Below are 19,620 nucleotides of genomic sequence, written 5' to 3'. Positions count from 1 at the left end.
GGTCGTCTGAGGCTTCGGAACACTAATCAGCCGCGACCTTTCCGCGCTTCCAGAGAGCGGCAGCCAGCCAGGCCGCCTTGCGCAAAAGGTCATAGTGAACCGACAAAGGAGTGTACGACAACCCGCCGAGGAAAGCGAAACGATCGCGCATTCCCTCGTGTTCTGCGGAGCCAGTACACAGCCGTCTAACAGACTACCTCAGTCCACGACCTACCCGTACCCACCCTCGACCTCCGCCCGCCCCGTGATCTGCACGGTGGTTCAGGGCCTACGGCGCCTGCGCACCACGACCGCCACCACGCCGCCGAGCGCGAGGACAGCGCCAAGCAGCCAAGGCACCCGGCCAGCGCCCCTGGACCCCGTCGCCCCAACGGTGAACTCACCCGTGAAGGGGCCGCCCGCGCAGTAGACGTACACGGTTTTCAGACCGCTGGCCGAGTACGGGCTGAGCTTGGCCGTGCCGTACCACCCGGACCCGGACCGGGTCAGCGTGGTGTAAGCGGCGAACGCCGAGGAGGTGGCGGTCACGCTGGGGGCCGCACTGGAGCAACTGGACGTGGCGACCTGAACGGTGCCACCGGGCGCGGCAGAACCAGGCGAGATCGTGACATGCCGGGTGTCCGGGATGGCGGCCGGAAACGCCAGCGCCGCGGCCAGGACAGCTGGCGCGAAATATCCGGACATGTCCCTCCCCTGGCTCGATGGAGATCATCTACCCGGTGACGAACCGAGCGAGGGCGCGGAAGCGGCAAAGAGTCTGTCTAACAGGTCGGTGGGAGAAACATCCAGACATGCGGAAAGCGGGGCCCGTCCCGAGATTTACGGGCCCCGCTGGATTTAGGGATTACCCCCCGTCACACACGACTCAGACCGAGTCCAGAGCGCTCTAGAAAGCGTCGCCCCAGCTCCCGCAGTCCTCGAAGCGGCTGTCGCCCTCGCAGACCTTGATGTCGAAGTCGTCGAACTTGCCGGACTTGAACTTGGCGAACTTGTTGAACTTCAGGTGGCCCTTGGACTTGCCGAAGTACTTCTCGTGGTAGCCACTGCCGTCGTGGTACCGGTACCACACGTAGGAGTACTCGTTGTCCCGGTCACGGTCGTACAGGTCGCCGTAGAACCAGTAGTAGCCGTCCTTCTTGTACCAGTAGCCCTTGAAGTAGGAGCGGTGACCGAAGTCGTCGTCCTCGCTCGGGTGCCACTTGGAGTAGAAGTTGCCGAAGAAGTGCTTCGAGGGGGCCGACGCCGAGGCGGCGGCAGCGGGAGCGGCGGCCGCGTTGGCCGCGGGGGCGGCCAGGGCGCCGGCGGCGAGTGCGCCGGCGAGCGCGGTGCCGACCATGATGCTGCGAATGTTTCGCACGATGTCCTCCAGGGAGACCACTCCGGGATGCTGCTCATCTCCGGACATCGCTCACGTTATGAAGCATCAAGCGTTCGTTCTGTGGACGAATACGCATAACCCCCCGAGGGTGCACAACGGCACATTCAGGATGGCTACCGCCGATTGCCACCCGCAGCCTGGGAAAGCGTGCCGATCAGCAGAACCACGCCCCACGGACCCATCACCCACAGCGGCCACGGATACACGGACCCATCCGAGGTGGTGCTCACGATCAGCCAGATCACCCAGTTGATCGAGCTGGCCATGGCCCAGATCGCCCAGTTCGCGCGCAGTTCATCCCGCGCCTTCTTCGGGTCCTTGCTCGGCTTCGGCTGGGGTTTAGTGGCCGGCAGCGTATTCAGGTCCGTCGCGGGCAGATCCGACGTCACCCTGGCCAGCTCGCCGTACGTGCGGCTCTTGTAGACCTGCTCCAGCCGCTCGTTGAACTCGTCCACATCGAGGCGGCCATCGACCATGTGCTCGCGCAGCGCGGCCGCGACCCGCTCCCGATCGCCATCGGAGGCCCGCATCTCGGGGCTAGCCACCATAGCCATCTCCTCGCTCTGCGTAATAAATCCCATTATGTACGGCGAACGCCGCCCACCGCGGCCCTCATTCGCGCGGCCCCAACCGGGACTCCCCGCCATCCAGCGCCGTCAGCACCCACGGCCCACTCTCGGTCACCGCCACACTGTGCTCGAAATGCGCCGACGCCTTCCCGTCCAGCGTCACCACCGTCCAGTCATCGGCCAGCACCCGCGTCTTGTCCGTGCCCAGATTGAGCATCGGCTCGATGGCCAGGCACATGCCGACCTCCAGCCGCGGCCCCCGCCCGGGACGCCCATGATTGGCCACCCACGGATCCATGTGCATCTCGGTCCCGATCCCGTGCCCGCCGTACTCGTGCGGGATCCCGTAGCGGCCCTGAGAGCGCGCGTAACGCTCGATCTGATGGCCGATGTCGGACAGATACCCCCCAGCCCGCAACGCGCTGATTCCGCGCCACATGGCCTCCTCGGTGACCCGCATCAGCTCGGTCAGCTTCGGATCCAGCTCCTCCGCCGGGCCCACCGGCACCGTGATCGCCGCGTCCCCGTGCCAGCCGTCCAGGATGGCCCCGCAGTCGATCGAGATGATGTCCCCGGCCCGCAGCTCGCGCGCCCGGCTCGGGATGCCGTGCACCACCTCGGCGTTCACCGAGGCGCAGATGGTCGCGGGAAAGCCCTGGTAGCCCTTGAAGGACGGCACGGCGCCCTCGTCCCTGATCGCCTTCTCGGCGATGACGTCCAGATCCAGCGGCGTCATGCCCGGCTCCACGGACTCACGCAGCAGTTCGAGCGTGCGACCCACGACCAGACCGGCGGCGCGCATGCCGCGCAGCTGCTCCGGCGTCTTGATCTGGATCCCGTGCCTGTTCTTCTTCAACACCTACAGCACCCCCTGGGGTGGTTTTCGTGAATGTTCCCGCAAAATGACCGAACGCCACCCCACGGTATGGGGTGGCGTTCTCGGTCATCGGTTGGGCCGGCCCAACGCCTAATCGAGGAACCGGCGAAGCTCCGACATCGCCCGCTGGGTGACCTCCTCGACCGGACCGGTCGCGTCCACCCCGCGCAGAATGCCCTCGTCGGCATAGAAGCTGATTAAAGGAGCGGTCTGCTCCTGGTAGACCTCCAGCCGGTGCCTGATGGTCTCCTCACGATCGTCATCGCGCTGGAACAGCTCGCCGCCGCAGGCGTCGCAGATCCCGTCCACCTTCGGCGGATCGAAGTCCACGTGCCACACCTTGCCGCAGGACCGGCAGGTACGGCGACCCGCCAGCCGGCGGACCACCTCGTCGTCGTCGACCACCAACTCCAGCACCAGGTCGAGCCCGATGCCGAAGTCGGCCAGCATCTTCTTGAGCACCTCGGCTTGGGCCACGTTCCGAGGGAAGCCGTCGAGCAGGAAACCCGCCTGCGCGTCGTTCTCAGCCAGCCGGTCGCGAACCATCGCGATCGTCACCTCGTCGGGGACCAGGTCCCCGCGATCCATGAATCCCTTGGCGAGCTTGCCAAGCTCCGTGCCCCCAGAGACGTTGGCGCGGAAAATGTCACCTGTCGAGATTTTCGGGATCGACAGATGCGATGCGATGAACTGGGCCTGCGTCCCCTTGCCCGCTCCGGGGGGCCCGACCAGGACGACGCGCACTATCTCAGGAAGCCCTCGTAATTACGCTGCTGGAGCTGGCTCTCGATCTGCTTGACCGTGTCCAGGCCCACACCCACCATGATCAGAATGCTGGTTCCTCCGAACGGGAAGTTCTGGCTCGCCCCGGCCAGCGCCAGTGCGAAGATCGGGACCATGGAGATCACGCCCAGATACAACGAACCTGGCGCGGTCAACCGGGTGAGCACGTAGTTCAGGTACTCAGCGGTCGGCCGGCCCGGACGGATGCCCGGAATGAACCCACCGTACTTCTTCATGTTGTCGGACACTTCAACGGGGTTGAAGGTAATCGACACATAGAAGTAGGTGAAGAAGACGATCAAGAGGAAGAACGTCGCCATGTAGATGGGCGTGTCGCCCGTGGCGAGGTTCTGCGCGATCCACTCCACCACCACGTTGGGCGTGGTGCTGTTGGCGAACAGCGTGACGACCAGCTGCGGCAGGTAGAGCAACGAGGAGGCGAAGATGACCGGGATGATGCCGGCCTGGTTGACCTTGAGCGGGATGTAGGTCGAGGTCCCGCCGTACATCCTGCGGCCGACCATACGCTTGGCGTACTGCACCGGGATGCGGCGCTGCGCCTGCTCGACGAAGACCACCGCGGCGACCATGAAGACGCCGACGACCATCACGATGACGAACGTGAACGCGCCCTTGGTCCGGAAGATGTTCATCAACTCGGACGGGAAGACCGCGATGATCTGGGTGAAGATCAGGATGGACATGCCGTTGCCGACACCGCGGTCGGTGATCAGCTCGCCCAGCCACATGATGACGGCGGTGCCCGCGGTCATGGTGATGACCATGGTGACGACGGTGAAGATGTCGTCGTTCAGGAGAACGGGAAGATCAGCGCTGTTCTGGAACAGCTGCCCGGATCGGGCCAGCGCCACGAAAGCCGTCGACTGGAGCACGGCCAGCCCGATGGTGAGGTAACGCGTGTACTGCGTGATCTTCGCGGTACCCGCCTGCCCCTCCTTCTTCAGGGCTTCCAGCCGGGGAATGACGACGGTGAGCAGCTGCAGGATGATGCTCGCGGTGATGTACGGCATGATGCCGAGCGCGAACACCGAAAGTTTCAGCAGCGCACCGCCGCTGAACAGCTGCACCATCCCATAGATGTTGCCCAGTTCACCCGCCTGCGCCTGTTCAAGGGCCGTACGGACGTTTTCAGCGTTGACACCGGGGGTCGGAAGCACCGAGCCAAGTCGGAACAACGCGATGATGCCCAAGGTAAAGAGCAACTTCTTGCGCAGGTCCGGAGTACGGAATGCCCGGGTGAGAGCGGTTAGCACGGTCCCTCCTGCGCGCCTAAGACGCGTTACGGTCAGCGATGGTCCGGGGGTCGTCCATCAGTCAGGTCTTCAAGTACGAACTGCACAAACTGTACGTGTGGGCAGCGAGCGAACCCCACTGTCCAGCGAACTCTAACGCACTACGGGCGCGGAGACTCATTCCGAGCCCCCGCGCCTCGTGATGCATCTGCCGACAGCTATCTCAGAAGTCGGCATGAGCTCGCATTTTACAGCTCCGTGACGGAGCCACCGGCGGCAGCGATCTTCTCCTTGGCGCTGGCGGAGAAGGCGTGCGCCTGCACGTTCAACGCCACAGAGATGTCGCCGGTTCCCAGCACCTTGACGAGCTGGTTCTTGCGAACCGCGCCCGCCTCGACCAGCGTGTCCACCGTGACGTCGCCGCCGGCGGGGAACAGCTCGCCGAGCCGGTCCAGGTTGACGACCTGGTAGGTCGTCTTGAACAGGGAGTTGGAGAAGCCCTTCAGCTTCGGCAGCCGCCGCTGGAGCGGAACCTGGCCACCTTCGAAGCCGAGCGGGACGTTCGTCCGGGACTTGGTGCCCTTGGTGCCGCGACCGGCGGTCTTGCCCTTGGAGCCCTCGCCGCGGCCCTTGCGGACCTTGGCCTTGTGGGCGCCCGGGGCCGGACGCAGGTCGTGCGGCTTGAGCGGTGCGTTATCAGTCATGACTAGTCGACCTCTTCAACCTCGACGAGGTGCGTCACCACGGCGACCATCCCGCGAATCTCGGGCCGGTCCTCCTTGACGACGACATCGCCGATGCGCTTCAGGCCCAGCGAGCGCAGCGAGTCCCGCTGGTTCTGCTTGCCACCGATCTTCGACCGGGTCTGGGTGATCTTCAGACGAGCCATCGACTAGCTCACCGCCTTCGCCGCCGCGGCGGCCTCGGCGAGACCCTCGGCGCGCGCCTTGAGCATCGCCTTGGGGGCGACGTCCTCGATCGGCAGACCGCGGCGGGCCGCGATCTCCTCGGGCCGGGACAGGCCCTTCAGCGCCGCCACGGTGGCGTGCACGATGTTGATCGGGTTGTCCGAGCCGAGCGACTTGGACAGCACGTCGTGGATCCCGGCGCACTCCAGCACCGCGCGCACCGGGCCACCCGCGATCACACCGGTACCGGGCGAGGCCGGCCGCAGGAGCACGACGCCCGCAGCGTCCTCGCCCTGCACGGTGTGCGGGATGGTGCCCTGGATGCGCGGCACCTTGAAGAAGTGCTTCTTGGCCTCCTCGACGCCCTTGGCGATCGCCGCGGGCACCTCCTTGGCCTTGCCGTAGCCGACCCCGACGAGGCCGTTGCCGTCGCCGACGATGACCAGCGCGGTGAAGCTGAAGCGCCGGCCACCCTTGACGACCTTGGCCACTCGGTTGATCTTCACGACGCGCTCGATGTAAGAGACGCCCTTGTCCTGGGCGCCACCGCGGCGATCGTCACGACGTTCCCGCCGCTCGCCACCGCCGCCGGCACCGCGACGCGGAGCTCCAGCCATCAGTGGTTCCTCTTCTCATTGCTCATAAGACGGGTGGTCATCAGAAGTCCAACCCGCCTTCACGGGCGCTGTCCGCGAGCGCCGCAAGGCGGCCCGCGTAGCGGTTGCCACCGCGGTCGAAGACCACGGCGGAGATCCCGGCGGCCTTGGCCCGCTGAGCGAGGAGCGCGCCGACCTGCTTGGCCTTCTCGGTCTTGTCGCCCTCGGCCGTACGGAGCGAGGCGTCCATGGTGGACGCGCTCACCAGCGTGTGACCGGCGGTGTCGTCCACGATCTGCACGAACATGTGCCGGGTGGACCGGTTGACGACCAGACGCGGACGCTCGACGGTCCCGACGACCTTCTTGCGCACGCGACGGTGGCGACGGGCTCGCGAAATGGCGCGAGCGGCGGTGTGCTTGCCGTACTTCGCGGCCATTTTACTTACCAGCCTTTCCGACCTTGCGGCGGATAACTTCGCCCTGGTAGCGCACGCCCTTGCCCTTGTACGGGTCGGGCTTGCGCAGCTTGCGGATGTTCGCGGCGACCTCGCCGACCTTCTGCTTGTCGATGCCGTCCACGTGGAAAAGCGTGGGGCGCTCGACCCGGAAGGTGACACCCTCCGGAGCGTCGACGATGACGGGGTGGCTGAAGCCCAGTGCGAACTCCAGCTGCGTCGGGCCCTTGGCCTGAACGCGGTAACCCACGCCGACGATCTCCAGCGTCTTGGTGTATCCCTGGGTGACCCCGCTCACCATGTTGGCGATCAGGGTCCGAGACAGGCCGTGCAGCGCGCGGACCTTGTTCTCGTCGTTGGGACGGGTGACGGCGATGGTGCCGTCCTCGGCGCGCGCGACCTCGATGGGCTCGGCGACCGTGTGTGAAAGCGTGCCCTTCGGGCCCTTGACCTGGACATCCCGGCCGTCGATGGCGATCTCGACACCGCTCGGTACGGGGATGGGCAGCCGTCCGATTCGCGACATGCTGTGGTTACTCCCCTCTTACCAAACGTAGGCGAGGACTTCCCCGCCCACTCCGCGCTTGCCGGCCTGCTTGTCGGTCATGAGCCCGCCCGACGTCGAGATGATCGCGACGCCGAGCCCGCCCAGCACCCGAGGCAGGTTGTCCTTCTTTGCGTAGACCCGCAGGCCGGGCTTGGAAACCCGGCGGATGCCCGAGAGCGAGCGCTCCCTGGTCGGCCCGAACTTGAGCTCCACCACGAGGTTCTTTCCAACCTTGGCGTCCTCGACGGTCCAGGCCTGGATGTAACCCTCCTGCTGGAGGATCTCGGCGATGTGCGCCTTGATCTTCGAATACGGCATGCTCACGGTTTCGTGATACGCCGAGTTCGCGTTGCGCAGACGCGTGAGCATGTCTGCGATCGGGTCGGTCATCGTCATGGCCGGCGGCCTTCCTCACCGCGGTTTCCCGGTGGGACCTACGGTGTGGTCGTGGGCGTTCGAAAGGAACGCCCGGTGAATATGACTCTGGTCTTTACCAGCTGGACTTCGTGATACCGGGCAGCTCGCCCCGGTGCGCCATCTCGCGGAAGCAGACTCGGCACAGGCCGAACTTCCGGTAGACCGCACGCGGGCGTCCGCACCGCGAACACCGAGTGTACGCGCGGACCTCGAACTTCTGCTTACGCGCTGCCTTGACCTTCAGCGACGTCTTCGCCATGATCAGGCCTCCTTGAAGGGGAAGCCGAGGAGCTTCAGCAGCGCCCGGCCCTGTTCGTCGTTGGTCGCCGTGGTCACCACGGTGATGTCCATGCCGCGCTGGCGGTCGACCTTGTCCTGGTCGATCTCGTGGAACATGACCTGCTCGGTGAGACCGAAGGTGTAGTTGCCGTGACCGTCGAACTGCTTGGGCGACAGGCCGCGGAAGTCCCGGATACGGGGCAGCGCCAGCGACAGCAGCCGGTCCAGGAACTCCCACATGCGGTCGCCGCGCAGCGTCACGTGCGCGCCGATGGGCATGCCCTCACGCAGCTTGAACTGCGCGATGGACTTGCGGGCCCGGACCACGGCCGGCTTCTGGCCGGTGATCGCGGTGAGGTCGCGGACCGCGCCCTCGATGAGCTTGGAGTCACGCGCGGCCTCGCCGACGCCCATGTTCACCTTGATCTTGGTGACGCCGGGCACCAGCATGATGTTCTCGATGCCGAACTGCTCGCGCAGCTGCGCCACGATCTCCTCGCGGTAGCGCTGCTTGAGGCGCGGGGCGACCCGCTCTTCCGTCTGGGCAGTCATCAGTCGTCCTCACCCGTCTCGTCCGCGGCCTTCTTGGCCGACTCCTTGGCGGGCTTCTCCTCATGATCCTTGACGTCGTGATCCTTTTCCTCATCCTTGAGCTTCTTCACGTTGCTCACGTGGATGGGAGCCTCCAGGGTGGTCACGCCGCCCTCGCGGGCGCCACGCGGACCGTTGTTGGTCACCTTGGAGTGCTTCTTGATCATGTTGACGCCCTCGACCACCACGCGGTCCTCGCGCGGCAGCGCGACGATCACCCGGCCCTTGGCGCCCTTGTCCTTGCCGGCGATGACCTGAACCAGGTCGCCCTTCTTCACATGCAGCGACTTCGCCATTTACAGCACCTCCGGCGCGAGCGAGATGATGCGCATGAACTTCTTGTCACGCAGCTCGCGGCCCACCGGGCCGAAGATACGCGTGCCCCGGGGGTCACCGCTGTCCTTGATGATGACCGCCGCGTTCTCGTCGAAGCGGATGTACGAACCGTCCGGCCGCCTGCGCTCCTTGACGGTGCGCACGACGACGGCCTTGACGACGTCGCCCTTCTTCACGCCGCCGCCCGGGATGGCGTCCTTCACCGTCGCAACGATGATGTCGCCGATCCCCGCGTAGCGCCGGCCCGAGCCACCGAGCACGCGGATGCAGAGAATCTCCTTGGCACCCGTGTTGTCGGCGACCTTGAGTCGCGACTCCTGCTGGATCACGTCTAACTCCTGTGTGTCTCGCCGGTTCTCATCCGGGGATGAGCCTGGCGGAACCAATGTGGTCTTTTTCCCCCGGCGCCAGTCCACGTGGGACCGTCGCCGCAGGCGGGCCGTGAGGCCCCTTGGACACCACCATGGGGGGCGGTCGCCCACCCCCCACGAGGCGCGTCTGTGTTACTTGGCGCGTTCGAGCACTTCCACGACCCGCCACCGCTTGGTGGCGGACAGCGGCCGGGTCTCCATCAGGAGCACGCGGTCGCCGACCCCGGCCGTGTTGGCCTCGTCGTGCGCCTTGTACTTCGTGGTACGGCGGATGACCTTGCCGTACAGCGGGTGCTTCACGCGGTCCTCGACGGCGACGACGACGGTCTTCTCCATCTTGTCGCTGACCACCAGGCCCTCGCGGGTCTTGCGGTAGTTACGCGTGGTCTTCTCGGTGTTCTCAGTTGCTTCAGCCATCGCTCGACTCCTTCTCGACCGTGACGATGCCGAGCTCCCGCTCGCGCATCACGGTGTAGATACGGGCGATCTCGCGGCGGACGGCGCGCAGCCGCCCGTGGCTCTCCAACTGACCGGTCGCCGACTGGAAGCGGAGGTTGAACAGCTCCTCCTTGGCTTCCTTGAGCTTCTGGACCAGGGCTTCCTGGTCCTCCACCCGCAGCTCACCGGCGGTCAGGCCCTTAGCCATCACGCCTCACCCACTTCACGCTTAATAAACCGGCACTTCATGGGCAGCTTGTGGATCGCCCGGCGCATCGCCTCACGGGCGATGGTCTCGGGGACACCAGACAGCTCGAACATGACGCGGCCGGGCTTGACATTGGCGATCCACCACTCCGGCGAACCCTTACCGGAACCCATGCGGGTCTCGGCCGGCTTCTTGGTGAGCGGGCGGTCCGGGTAGATGTTGATCCACACCTTGCCGCCACGGCGGATGTGCCGGGTCATGGCGATACGAGCCGACTCGATCTGGCGGTTGGTCACGTAGGAGTGCTCCAGCGCCTGAATGCCGAACTCGCCGAACACGACCCTGGTGCCGCCCTTGGCGGCGCCGTGACGGTCGGGCCGGTGCTGCTTACGGTGCTTGACCCTGCGCGGGATCAGCATGGTCAGCTCCCTTCAGCACCCGGCTGCTCCGCCGGGCCGCTCTCGGGGGCGGCCTGCGCGGCCGCCTCGGTACGGGGTGCGCGTTCGGTACGGCCACCGCCCGCGCCGCCACGACGGGGACGGTCACCGCCACCACCGCGACGAGGACGCTCGGCGCCACCGCCACCACCGCCACCACCGCGACGGTCGTCACGCTCGCGACGCTGGCCCGCGCGGGCTCCGGCCGCCGCCGCCTCGCGCTCGGCGCGAGAGGTCGGGGCCTCACCCTTGTAGATCCACACCTTCACGCCGATCCGGCCGAAGGTGGTCTTGGCCTCGTAGAAGCCGTAGTCGATGTCCGCGCGGAGCGTGTGCAGGGGCACGCGGCCCTCGCGGTAGAACTCCGAACGGGACATCTCCGCGCCGCCGAGGCGACCCGAGCACTGGACCCGGATGCCCTTGGCGCCGCTCTTCATGGCGGACTGCATCGCCTTGCGCATCGCGCGGCGGAACGAGACCCGGCTGGAGAGCTGCTCGGCCACGCCCTGCGCGACCAGCTGCGCGTCGATCTCGGGGTTCTTCACCTCGAGGATGTTGAGCTGAACCTGCTTCTTGGTCAGCTTCTCCAGGTCGCCGCGGATACGGTCGGCCTCCGCGCCGCGACGGCCGATGACGATGCCCGGCCGGGCGGTGTGGATGTCGACCTGGACGCGGTCGGTGGTCCGCTCGATCTCGACCTTGGAGATACCGGCCCGCTCCATGCCCTTCTGCAGCATGCGGCGGATCGAGACATCCTCGGCCACGTACGCCTTGTACAGCTTGTCGGCGTACCACCGGCTCTTGAAGTCGGTCGTGATACCGAGACGGAACCCGTGCGGGTTAACCTTCTGGCCCACTAGCGGGTCCTCCCCTTCGGCTCGCGGGACTCCACGATCACGGTGATGTGGCTGGTCCGCTTGTTGATCCGATAGGCGCGACCCTGGGCCCGGGGACGGAACCGCTTGAGCGTCGGTCCCTCGTCCACCCACGCACGGCTCACGACGAGCGTCTCACGGTCGAGCTTGAAGTTGTGCTCGGCGTTCGCCATGGCGGACGAGAGCACCTTGTACACGGTCTCGCTCGCCGCCTGCGGGGCGAACTGCAGTACGGCCTGCGCCTCCGAAGCGGGCAGGCCGCGAATGAGGTCCACCACCCGGCGGGCCTTCCGGGGCGTGTGGCGCGCGTACCGCGCCTGTGCCCTGGCTTCCATCGCTGTCTCCTAGTTGCTTATGAAGGCGCTACCGCCGACTGCGGCGGTCTTCCTTGACGTGGCTGCGGAAGGTCCGCGTAGGCGCGAACTCCCCGAGCTTGTGGCCGATCATCGACTCGGTGATGAACACCGGGACGTGCTTGCGGCCGTCGTGCACGGCGATCGTGTGCCCGAGCATGTCGGGCACGATCATGGAGCGCCGCGACCACGTCTTGATGACGGTCTTGGTGCCCTTCTCGTTCTGGACGTCGACCTTCTTCTGAAGGTGATCGTCCACGAAGGGACCCTTCTTAAGGCTACGTGGCATTTCGGCTGCTCCTACCGCTTCTTCCTCTTGCTCCGACGTCGGATGATCAGCCGGTCGCTGGCCTTGTTCGCCTGCCGGGTCCGTCCCTCGGGCTTGCCCTTGGGGTTGACCGGGTGGCGACCACCGGAGGTCTTGCCCTCGCCACCACCGTGCGGGTGGTCGACAGGGTTCATGGCGACACCGCGGACGGTCGGGCGCTTGCCCTTCCACCGGTTGCGGCCCGCCTTGCCGATGTTGATGTTGGCCTGCTCGGCGTTGCCGACCTGTCCGACGGAGGCCCGGCAGCGCACATCGACCTGGCGCATTTCACCGGACGGCATACGCAGCGTGGCGTAAGTGCCCTCCTTGGCCAGCAGCTGGATCTGCGCGCCGGCGCTGCGGCCCAGCTTGGCGCCGCCGCCCGGGCGGAGCTCCACCGCGTGGATGAAGGTACCGGTCGGGATGTTGCGCAGCGGCAGGCAGTTGCCCGGCTTGATGTCGGCGCCGGGGCCGTTCTCGATGCGGTCACCCTGCTTGATGCCGGTCGGCGCGAGGATGTAGCGCTTCTCGCCGTCGGCGTAGTGCAGCAGGGCGATGCGGGAGGTGCGGTTCGGGTCGTACTCGATGTGAGCGACCTTGGCCGGGATCCCGTCCTTGTCGTGCCTGCGGAAATCGATGATCCGGTAGGCGCGCTTGTGACCGCCGCCCTGGTGCCGGGCCGTGACCCGGCCGTGCACGTTGCGGCCGCCCTTGCTGTGCAGGGGAGCAAGCAGCGACTTCTCGGGCGTGCTGCGCGTGATCTCGGCGAAGTCCGAGACACTCGCGCCGCGGCGACCCGGGGTCGTCGGCTTGTATTTACGGATGCCCATCTTTTTCGTTCATCCTTGTCGATTCATACCGACGGGGGTCCGCCACCTGGCGGTCCCCCTCGGTGCTGACGTGCAGCTTCAGCCTCAGCCGATCTGGCCGAAGATGTCGATACGCTCGCCTTCGGCCAGGCTCACGATCGCGCGCTTGGTAGCCGGACGCTGGCCGTAACCGAACCGGGTCCGCTTGCGCTTGCCCTGGCGGTTGATGGTGTTGACGCTGGTCACCTTGACCCCGAAAATCTGCTCGATGGCGATCTTCACCTGCGTCTTGTTCACCCCCTGCCGAACCAGGAACGTGTACTTGTTGTGCTCGTCGATCAGGCCGTAGCTCTTCTCAGAGACGATCGGCTTGATGATGATGTCGCGCGGGTCGGCGATCTTCTGCATCAGGCCTCTTCCTTCCCGCTCTTCGCGAGCCGCGCCACCACCGTGTCGTACGCCTCCTGCGTGAAGACGACGTCGTCGTGGCACAGCACGTCATAGGTGTTCAGCTGCCCGGCGTCCAGCAGGTGGACCTCCGGGGCGTTGCGCAGGCTCAGCCAGGTGAGCTCGTCGTCCTCGCCGACCACGACGAGCACGCTGCGCGCCTCGGTGATCTTGCGAAGCGCCTGGAGCGCGGTCTTGGTCTTGGGCGTCTCGCCCGTGACCAGCTCGCTCACCACGTGCACCCGGCCGCCGCCCGCGCGGTCGGAGAGCGCGCCGCGAAGCGCGGCGGCCTTCATCTTCTTGGGCGTCTTCTGCTCGTACGAGCGCGGCTGCGGGCCGTGCACGGTGCCACCGCCGGCGAACTGCGGCGCCCGGGTCGAACCCTGGCGGGCCCGGCCGGTGCCCTTCTGCCGGTACGGCTTCTTGCCACCGCCGCGGACCTGGCCGCGGGTCTTGGTGGCGTGCGTGCCCTGCCGGCGCGCGGCCAGCTGGGCCACGACGACCTGGTGGATCAGCGGAATGTTGACCTTGACACCGAAGATGTCCTCCGGCAGGTCAACGCTGCTGCCCGTCTTGGCGCCACTGGCGTCGAGAACGTCGATCGTGCTCACTTGCCGGCCCCCTTCTTGGCTGCGGTACGGATGAGGACCAGGCTGCCGTTGGCGCCGGGAATCGCACCCTTGATCAGGATGAGGTTCTTCTCGACGTCCACGGCGTGCACCTTGAGGCTCTGGATGGTGGTGCGGACGTTGCCCATCCGACCGGCCATCCGCACGCCCTTGAAGACGCGGCCCGGCGTGGCGCAACCGCCGATGGAGCCAGGCGAGCGGTGCTTGCGCTGGGTGCCGTGCGAGGCGCTGAGACCCTTGAAGTTGTGGCGCTTCATGACGCCCGCGAAGCCCTTGCCCTTGCTCTTGCCCGTCACGTCGACGTGCTGGCCGGCCTCGAAGGTGTCCGCGAGGACTTCCTGGCCCAGGGTGTAGTCGGAGGCGTCGTCGGTGCGTACCTCGACGAAGAAGCGGCGCGGGGTGATGTCGTGCTTGCGCAGGTAGTCGCCGAGCGGCTTGTTGACCTTGCGCGGGTCGACCTGCCCGTAACCGAGCTGTACGGCGGCGTAGCCGTCGCGCTCTTCCGTGCGGACCCTGGTCACCACGCACGGACCGGCCTCGACGACGGTCACCGGAACCATCCGGTTGCCCTCGTCGAAGACCTGGGTCATGCCGAGCTTCTTGCCCAGGACGCCCTTGATCTGCTTAGCCATGTCAGTGCGTTCCCTCAGAGCTTGATCGAGATGTCGACACCCGCGGGCAGGTCGAGCCGCATGAGCGAGTCGACGGTCTTGGGTGTCGGGTCGATGATGTCAATCAGCCGCTTGTGCGTGCGCATCTCAAAGTGCTCGCGGCTGTCCTTGTACTTGTGCGGCGAACGGATGACGCAGTACACGTTCTTCTCGGTCGGCAGCGGCACCGGGCCCGCGACCTTCGCACCGGTACGCGTCACCGTCTCGACGATCTTCTTGGCCGAGCTGTCGATGACCTCGTGGTCATACGCCTTGAGCCGGATGCGGATCTTCTGTCCCGCCATAATGGCCTCGGTGTCCTTCGCTGTCGTCTGAACAAGTAACGTGCGGCAGGTTGCCGCTTATCTTTTTCCGTGATCCGGCAGCTCCTTCGGATTCCTCCGAAGGGACTGCGGCATCACGGGGTGCGGCCGGGTCCTGGTGGACCCGGCCGCCTGGTACTACTTGATGATCTTCGTGACTCGTCCGGCGCCGACGGTGCGGCCACCTTCGCGGATGGCGAACTTGAGTCCGTCCTCCATCGCGATCGGCTGGATGAGGCTGACGTTCATCTCGGTGTTGTCCCCGGGCATGACCATCTCGGTGCCCTCGGGGAGGTTCACCACGCCGGTCACGTCCGTCGTCCGGAAGTAGAACTGGGGACGGTAGTTGTTGAAGAACGGCGTGTGCCGGCCGCCCTCGTCCTTGGACAGGATGTAGACCTGCGCCTCGAACTCGGTGTGCGGGGTGGTCGTGCCCGGCTTGATGATGCACTGGCCACGCTCGACGTCCTCGCGCTTGATGCCGCGCAGTAGCAGACCGACGTTGTCGCCGGCCTGGCCCTCGTCGAGCAGCTTGCGGAACATCTCGACACCGGTGACGGTGGTCGTGGTGTGCTTCTCCTTGATGCCGATGATGTCGACGGTCTCGTTGACCTTGACGATCCCGCGCTCGATCCGGCCGGTGACGACGGTGCCACGACCGGTGATCGAGAACACGTCCTCGATCGGCATCAGGAACGGCTTCTCGGTGTCACGCACCGGCTGCGGGACGTTCTCGTCCACGGCGGTCATCAGCTCGATGATCGAGTCGCCCCAGGTCGCGTCGCCCTCCAGCGCCTTCAGCGCGGAGACGCGGATCACGGGCAGGTCGTCGCCGGGGAACTCCTGAGCCGAAAGCAGCTCGCGGACCTCGAGCTCGACGAGCTCCAGGATCTCCTCGTCGTCCACCATGTCGGCCTTGTTGAGGGCCACGACGATGTAGGGAACGCCGACCTGGCGGGCCAGGAGCACGTGCTCCTTGGTCTGCGGCATCGGGCCGTCGGTCGCGGCGACCACCAGGATCGCGCCGTCCATCTGCGCGGCACCCGTGATCATGTTCTTCACATAGTCGGCGTGACCAGGGCAGTCGACGTGCGCGTAGTGGCGCTTCTCCGTCTGGTACTCGACGTGCGCGATCGAGATGGTGATGCCACGCGCCTTCTCCTCGGGCGCCTTGTCGATCTTGTCGAACGGGGTCGCCTCGTTGAGCTGCGGGTAACGGTCGTGAAGCACCTTGGTGATCGCCGCGGTCAGAGTGGTCTTGCCGTGGTCGATGTGCCCAATGGTGCCGATGTTCACGTGCGGCTTGTTCCGCTCGAACTTGGCCTTGGCCACTGGTCTCTCCTTAGAGAATTTCTGACTTGACTTTCGTCTTCCAAAAGGACTGGGGTTACTCGCCCCGGACCTTAGCGACGATCTCCTTGGCGATGCCCGGGGGCACCTCCGCGTAAGAGTCGAATTGCATGCTGTAGCTCGCCCGGCCCTGCGTCTTGCTCCGCAGGTCACCCACGTACCCGAACATCTCGGACAGCGGCACGAGCGCCTTGACGACACGGGCGCCGGCCCGCTCGTCCATGGCCTGGATCTGCCCACGGCGGCCGTTCAGGTCGCCGATGACGTCGCCCATGTAGTCCTCGGGCGTGGTGACCTCCACGGCCATCATCGGTTCGAGGAGCACGGGGTCGGCCTTGCGGGCGGCCTCCTTGAAGGCCATCGAGCCGGCCATCTTGAAGGCCATTTCGGAGGAGTCCACTTCGTGGAAAGCCCCGTCCCGAAGGGTGACCTTCACGCCTACCATCGGGTAGCCGGCGAGAACACCGAACTCGGCGGCCTGCTGCGCGCCCGCGTCCACCGACGGGATGTACTCCCGGGGGATGCGGCCACCGGAGACCTTGTTCTCGAACTCGTACCCGTCGTTGCCCTCGCCCAGCGGCTCAAGGTCGATGATGACCTTGGCGAACTGGCCGGAGCCACCGGTCTGCTTCTTGTGCACGTAGTCGACCTTCTCCACCTTGCGGCGGATGGTCTCCCGGTACGCCACCTGCGGCCGCCCGACGTTCGCCTCGACCTTGAACTCGCGGCGCATGCGGTCGACCAGGATCTCCAGGTGCAACTCGCCCATTCCGTGGATCACGGTCTGGCCGGTCTCCTCGTCCCGGCGGACCTGGAAGGACGGGTCCTCCTCCGCCAGGCGCTGGATCGCGGTGCCGAGCTTCTCCTGGTCGCTCTTGGTCTTGGGCTCGATCGCGACGCTGATGACCGGCGCCGGGAACGTCATCGACTCCAGCACGACCGGGTGGGCCGGGTCGCTCAGGGTGTCACCGGTGGTGGTGTCCTTGAGGCCCATCACGGCGACGATCTGACCGGCGTGCGCGGACGGGCGCTCCTCGCGCTTGTTCGCGTGCATCTGGTAGATCTTGCCGATCCGCTCCTTGCGGCCCTTGACCGAGTTCACCACAGCGGTGCCGGTCTCCAGGGTGCCGGAGTAGATCCGGATATAGGTGAGGCGGCCCAGGTGCTGGTCGCTCATGATCTTGAACGCGAGCGCCGAGAACGGCTCGTTCACGTCCGACCTACGCTCGACGACCTGGTCTTCCTTGCCGACCGCGTGGCCCTGGAAGGCCGGGAGGTCGATCGGCGCCGGCAGGTAGGCCACGATCGCGTCGAGCAGCGGCTGCACGCCCTTGTTCTTGAACGCGGTGCCGGTCAGGACCGGGTTGATGGTGCTGGCCAGCGTGGCCCGGCGGATCGCCGCGACCAGCTGCTCCTCGGTGGGCTCGATGCCCTCCAGGAAGAGCTCCATCAACTCGTCGTCGTTCTCGGCCACGGTCTCGACCAGCTTGTCGCGCCACTCGCGCGCGATCTCGACGTGGTCGGTCGGGATGTCGACGACGTCGTACATCTCGCCCTTGGCCGCCTCGGCGCTCCAGATCAGGCCCTTCATCTTCACCAGGTCGATGACGCCCTTGAAGTCGGACTCGACGCCCCAGGGAAGCTGGATGACGGCCGGGGTGGCCGCGAGCCGGCTGACCATCATGTCGACACAGCGGTGGAACTCCGCGCCGACCCGATCCATCTTGTTCACGAAGCAGATGCGTGGCACGCCGTAACGGTCGGCCTGGCGCCACACCGTCTCCGACTGCGGCTCGACACCCGCGACAGCGTCGAACACGGCGACGGCGCCGTCGAGGACGCGGAGCGAGCGCTCCACCTCGATGGTGAAGTCGACGTGCCCCGGCGTGTCGATGATGTTGATGGTGTGACCGAGCCACTCGCAGGTCGTCGCGGCGGAGGTGATGGTGATGCCGCGCTCCTGCTCCTGCTCCATCCAGTCCATGGTGGCAGCGCCCTCATGAACTTCACCGATCTTGTAGTTGATCCCGGTGTAGAACAGGATGCGCTCGGTCGTGGTGGTCTTGCCCGCGTCGATATGGGCCATGATCCCGATGTTGCGGACCTTGGCCAGGTCAAGAGCCAGTTGGGTGGCCACTTCTCTGCGTCCTTTGCTTGGTGGTGCGCCCGACTACCAGCGGTAGTGAGCGAAGGCCTTGTTGGACTCGGCCATCTTGTGGGTGTCCTCGCGCTTCTTGACACTCGCGCCGAGGCCGTTGCTGGCGTCGAGGAGCTCGTTCATGAGGCGCTCGGTCATGGTCTTCTCACGGCGGGCGCGGGAGTACTGCACCAGCCAGCGCAGGGCCAGGGTGGTGCTGCGCGCCGCGCGCACCTCGACCGGAACCTGGTACGTGGCGCCACCGACCCGACGGCTGCGGACCTCGAGAGTCGGCTTGACGTTGTCGAGAGCGCGCTTGAGCGTGACGACCGGGTCGTTGCCGGTCTTATCCTTGCAACCCTCGAGGGCGCCGTACACGATCGACTGGGCGATCGAGCGCTTGCCGTCCAGGAGGACCTTGTTGATCAGGGCGGTGACCAGCGGCGAGTTGTGCACCGGGTCGGACATGAGCTGACGACGCCCAGGAGAACCCTTGCGAGGCATTACTTCTTCTCCTTCTTGGCGCCGTAGCGGCTGCGAGCCTGCTTGCGGTTGCGGACGCCCTGGGTGTCGAGCGAGCCGCGGATGATCTTGTAGCGAACGCCGGGGAGGTCCTTCACACGACCGCCACGGACGAGCACGATCGAGTGCTCCTGCAGGTTGTGACCCACACCAGGGATGTAGGCCGTGACCTCGATGCCGTTGGTCAGGCGGACACGCGCGACCTTCCGGAGCGCCGAGTTCGGCTTCTTCGGGGTAGTGGTGTAGACGCGGGTGCAGACACCGCGCCGCTGCGGGCTGCCCTTGAGCGCAGGAGTCTTGGTCTTGGTGACCTTGTCCTGCCGGCCCTTGCGGACCAACTGCTGAATCGTGGGCACTACAACTCCGTTTCGTGCCTATGCCGGTGATACGGTGACATGCTTTTTCGCAGGTGCTGCCGGTGTCATGACCTGCTGGTTTTCCCTCTCCGCCGACCCACGCGGTCGGGCGTGTCGCGATCTGATCGCGTTACACCCTTGCTGGATTTGGAGAGAGCCACTCGGCGCGACCTGCGCGCACGCGTGCAGACCCACGAACAGTGGGCACGAAGAGCAAGAGTACCCAGCTCCACGCAACACGTCAAAACGGCCGCGCATCAGCGGGTCATCGGGATCCCGTGCCCGGGTCCCCGGCCCACCTTTCCCACGCAGGCCGATATTGAGTCCGCCACTAGTTTACCCCGACGATCCGACTCCCCCGACCATTTCCCCCAAACCCCAAACCGGGCTTCCCCCACCCACCCAGCCCTCTTGTCC

The 19,620-nt window shown here is 66.1% G+C and carries 31 protein-coding genes; all 31 read right to left on the bottom strand.

The annotated features are described in order from the left end of the window. Nucleotides 1–261 precede the first annotated feature (261 nt). A complete protein-coding gene (locus Aple_RS47020) occupies nt 262–684 on the bottom strand; it encodes a hypothetical protein (RefSeq protein WP_155351296.1) in 423 nt (140 codons plus the stop codon). A gap of 202 nt (nt 685–886) precedes the next feature. Beyond that, nucleotides 887–1,405, bottom strand: a complete 519-nt coding sequence (locus Aple_RS47015) for a hypothetical protein (protein ID WP_155351295.1) — start codon at nt 1,403–1,405, stop codon at nt 887–889. 86 nt (nt 1,406–1,491) lie between these two features. After that, on the bottom strand, nt 1,492–1,926 hold the full coding sequence (locus Aple_RS47010) for a DUF1707 SHOCT-like domain-containing protein (RefSeq protein WP_155351294.1): 435 nt from the start codon (nt 1,924–1,926) through the stop codon (nt 1,492–1,494). Between the two features lie 64 nt (nt 1,927–1,990). Next, nucleotides 1,991–2,806, bottom strand: a complete 816-nt coding sequence (gene map, locus Aple_RS47005; protein WP_155351293.1) for a type I methionyl aminopeptidase — start codon at nt 2,804–2,806, stop codon at nt 1,991–1,993. Between the two features lie 108 nt (nt 2,807–2,914). Then, a complete protein-coding gene (locus Aple_RS47000; RefSeq protein ID WP_155351292.1) occupies nt 2,915–3,568 on the bottom strand; it encodes an adenylate kinase in 654 nt (217 codons plus the stop codon). Further along, nucleotides 3,568–4,881, bottom strand: coding sequence for a preprotein translocase subunit SecY (gene secY, locus Aple_RS46995; protein ID WP_155351291.1), 1,314 nt, complete (start codon nt 4,879–4,881; stop codon nt 3,568–3,570). The genes Aple_RS47000 and secY overlap by 1 nt, the downstream gene beginning before the upstream one ends. Nucleotides 4,882–5,108: 227 nt before the next feature. Further along, nucleotides 5,109–5,564, bottom strand: a complete 456-nt coding sequence (rplO, locus tag Aple_RS46990) for a 50S ribosomal protein L15 (RefSeq protein WP_155351290.1) — start codon at nt 5,562–5,564, stop codon at nt 5,109–5,111. 2 nt (nt 5,565–5,566) lie between these two features. After that, entirely contained in the window at nt 5,567–5,749 is a 183-nt protein-coding gene (rpmD, locus tag Aple_RS46985; protein WP_030451484.1) for a 50S ribosomal protein L30, read from the bottom strand. 3 nt (nt 5,750–5,752) lie between these two features. Next, on the bottom strand, nt 5,753–6,385 hold the full coding sequence (gene rpsE / locus Aple_RS46980; protein ID WP_155351289.1) for a 30S ribosomal protein S5: 633 nt from the start codon (nt 6,383–6,385) through the stop codon (nt 5,753–5,755). A gap of 40 nt (nt 6,386–6,425) precedes the next feature. Next, nucleotides 6,426–6,803 carry a 50S ribosomal protein L18 gene (gene rplR / locus Aple_RS46975; protein WP_155351288.1) on the bottom strand — a complete coding sequence of 126 codons (378 nt, stop codon included), beginning with the start codon at nt 6,801–6,803 and terminating at the stop codon, nt 6,426–6,428. Nucleotide 6,804: 1 nt separating this feature from the next. Next, nucleotides 6,805–7,347, bottom strand: a complete 543-nt coding sequence (rplF, locus tag Aple_RS46970; RefSeq protein ID WP_155351287.1) for a 50S ribosomal protein L6 — start codon at nt 7,345–7,347, stop codon at nt 6,805–6,807. 18 nt (nt 7,348–7,365) lie between these two features. Further along, complete coding sequence (rpsH, locus tag Aple_RS46965; RefSeq protein WP_155351286.1) at nt 7,366–7,764, bottom strand: 30S ribosomal protein S8; 399 nt, start codon at nt 7,762–7,764, stop codon at nt 7,366–7,368. A 94-nt stretch (nt 7,765–7,858) separates the two neighbouring features. Then, nucleotides 7,859–8,044 (bottom strand): type Z 30S ribosomal protein S14, encoded by a 186-nt coding sequence (locus Aple_RS46960; RefSeq protein WP_030451489.1) that lies wholly within the window; start codon nt 8,042–8,044, stop codon nt 7,859–7,861. Nucleotides 8,045–8,046: 2 nt separating this feature from the next. Beyond that, nucleotides 8,047–8,616 (bottom strand): 50S ribosomal protein L5, encoded by a 570-nt coding sequence (gene rplE, locus Aple_RS46955; protein ID WP_155351285.1) that lies wholly within the window; start codon nt 8,614–8,616, stop codon nt 8,047–8,049. Next, nucleotides 8,616–8,939 (bottom strand): 50S ribosomal protein L24, encoded by a 324-nt coding sequence (gene rplX, locus Aple_RS46950; RefSeq protein WP_155351314.1) that lies wholly within the window; start codon nt 8,937–8,939, stop codon nt 8,616–8,618. The genes rplE and rplX overlap by 1 nt, the downstream gene beginning before the upstream one ends. Before the next feature lie 12 nt (nt 8,940–8,951). Further along, a complete protein-coding gene (gene rplN, locus Aple_RS46945; RefSeq protein ID WP_055482781.1) occupies nt 8,952–9,320 on the bottom strand; it encodes a 50S ribosomal protein L14 in 369 nt (122 codons plus the stop codon). 174 nt (nt 9,321–9,494) lie between these two features. Further along, entirely contained in the window at nt 9,495–9,779 is a 285-nt protein-coding gene (gene rpsQ / locus Aple_RS46940; protein WP_155351284.1) for a 30S ribosomal protein S17, read from the bottom strand. Continuing rightward, nucleotides 9,772–10,008 carry a 50S ribosomal protein L29 gene (gene rpmC / locus Aple_RS46935; protein ID WP_155336847.1) on the bottom strand — a complete coding sequence of 79 codons (237 nt, stop codon included), beginning with the start codon at nt 10,006–10,008 and terminating at the stop codon, nt 9,772–9,774. Before rpmC ends, rpsQ begins: the two co-directional genes overlap by 8 nt. Beyond that, entirely contained in the window at nt 10,008–10,427 is a 420-nt protein-coding gene (rplP, locus tag Aple_RS46930) for a 50S ribosomal protein L16 (protein WP_155351283.1), read from the bottom strand. The genes rpmC and rplP overlap by 1 nt, the downstream gene beginning before the upstream one ends. Before the next feature lie 2 nt (nt 10,428–10,429). Then, a complete protein-coding gene (gene rpsC, locus Aple_RS46925; protein WP_155351282.1) occupies nt 10,430–11,302 on the bottom strand; it encodes a 30S ribosomal protein S3 in 873 nt (290 codons plus the stop codon). Further along, a complete protein-coding gene (gene rplV, locus Aple_RS46920; protein WP_155336850.1) occupies nt 11,302–11,655 on the bottom strand; it encodes a 50S ribosomal protein L22 in 354 nt (117 codons plus the stop codon). The genes rpsC and rplV overlap by 1 nt, the downstream gene beginning before the upstream one ends. A 28-nt stretch (nt 11,656–11,683) precedes the next feature. Further along, nucleotides 11,684–11,962, bottom strand: a complete 279-nt coding sequence (rpsS, locus tag Aple_RS46915; RefSeq protein ID WP_132617246.1) for a 30S ribosomal protein S19 — start codon at nt 11,960–11,962, stop codon at nt 11,684–11,686. Nucleotides 11,963–11,973: 11 nt separating this feature from the next. After that, nucleotides 11,974–12,810: a 50S ribosomal protein L2 gene (gene rplB / locus Aple_RS46910; protein ID WP_155351281.1), complete on the bottom strand. Its 837-nt coding sequence runs from the start codon at nt 12,808–12,810 to the stop codon at nt 11,974–11,976. 84 nt (nt 12,811–12,894) lie between these two features. Continuing rightward, on the bottom strand, nt 12,895–13,197 hold the full coding sequence (gene rplW, locus Aple_RS46905; protein WP_155351280.1) for a 50S ribosomal protein L23: 303 nt from the start codon (nt 13,195–13,197) through the stop codon (nt 12,895–12,897). Then, entirely contained in the window at nt 13,197–13,847 is a 651-nt protein-coding gene (gene rplD / locus Aple_RS46900; protein WP_155351279.1) for a 50S ribosomal protein L4, read from the bottom strand. Before rplD ends, rplW begins: the two co-directional genes overlap by 1 nt. Next, on the bottom strand, nt 13,844–14,497 hold the full coding sequence (rplC, locus tag Aple_RS46895; RefSeq protein WP_155351278.1) for a 50S ribosomal protein L3: 654 nt from the start codon (nt 14,495–14,497) through the stop codon (nt 13,844–13,846). Before rplC ends, rplD begins: the two co-directional genes overlap by 4 nt. A gap of 14 nt (nt 14,498–14,511) precedes the next feature. After that, a complete protein-coding gene (gene rpsJ / locus Aple_RS46890) occupies nt 14,512–14,820 on the bottom strand; it encodes a 30S ribosomal protein S10 (RefSeq protein WP_012887830.1) in 309 nt (102 codons plus the stop codon). Between the two features lie 156 nt (nt 14,821–14,976). Continuing rightward, a complete protein-coding gene (gene tuf / locus Aple_RS46885) occupies nt 14,977–16,170 on the bottom strand; it encodes an elongation factor Tu (protein WP_155351277.1) in 1,194 nt (397 codons plus the stop codon). A gap of 55 nt (nt 16,171–16,225) precedes the next feature. Then, the gene (gene fusA, locus Aple_RS46880; protein WP_373869717.1) at nt 16,226–18,274 is read right to left on the bottom strand and encodes an elongation factor G; all 2,049 of its coding nucleotides are present in this window, start codon (nt 18,272–18,274) and stop codon (nt 16,226–16,228) included. An 84-nt stretch (nt 18,275–18,358) separates the two neighbouring features. Continuing rightward, the gene (rpsG, locus tag Aple_RS46875; protein ID WP_155351275.1) at nt 18,359–18,829 is read right to left on the bottom strand and encodes a 30S ribosomal protein S7; all 471 of its coding nucleotides are present in this window, start codon (nt 18,827–18,829) and stop codon (nt 18,359–18,361) included. Then, a complete protein-coding gene (gene rpsL, locus Aple_RS46870) occupies nt 18,829–19,203 on the bottom strand; it encodes a 30S ribosomal protein S12 (protein WP_066368942.1) in 375 nt (124 codons plus the stop codon). The genes rpsG and rpsL overlap by 1 nt, the downstream gene beginning before the upstream one ends. Nucleotides 19,204–19,620: the final 417 nt, after the last annotated feature.

It is taken from the genome of Acrocarpospora pleiomorpha (genome assembly GCF_009687885.1).
GTDB classification, from domain to species: Bacteria; Actinomycetota; Actinomycetes; order Streptosporangiales; family Streptosporangiaceae; genus Acrocarpospora; species Acrocarpospora pleiomorpha.
The sequence above is the reverse complement of the archived record's forward strand: the minus strand, read 5'-3'. Positions and strand labels throughout refer to the sequence as shown.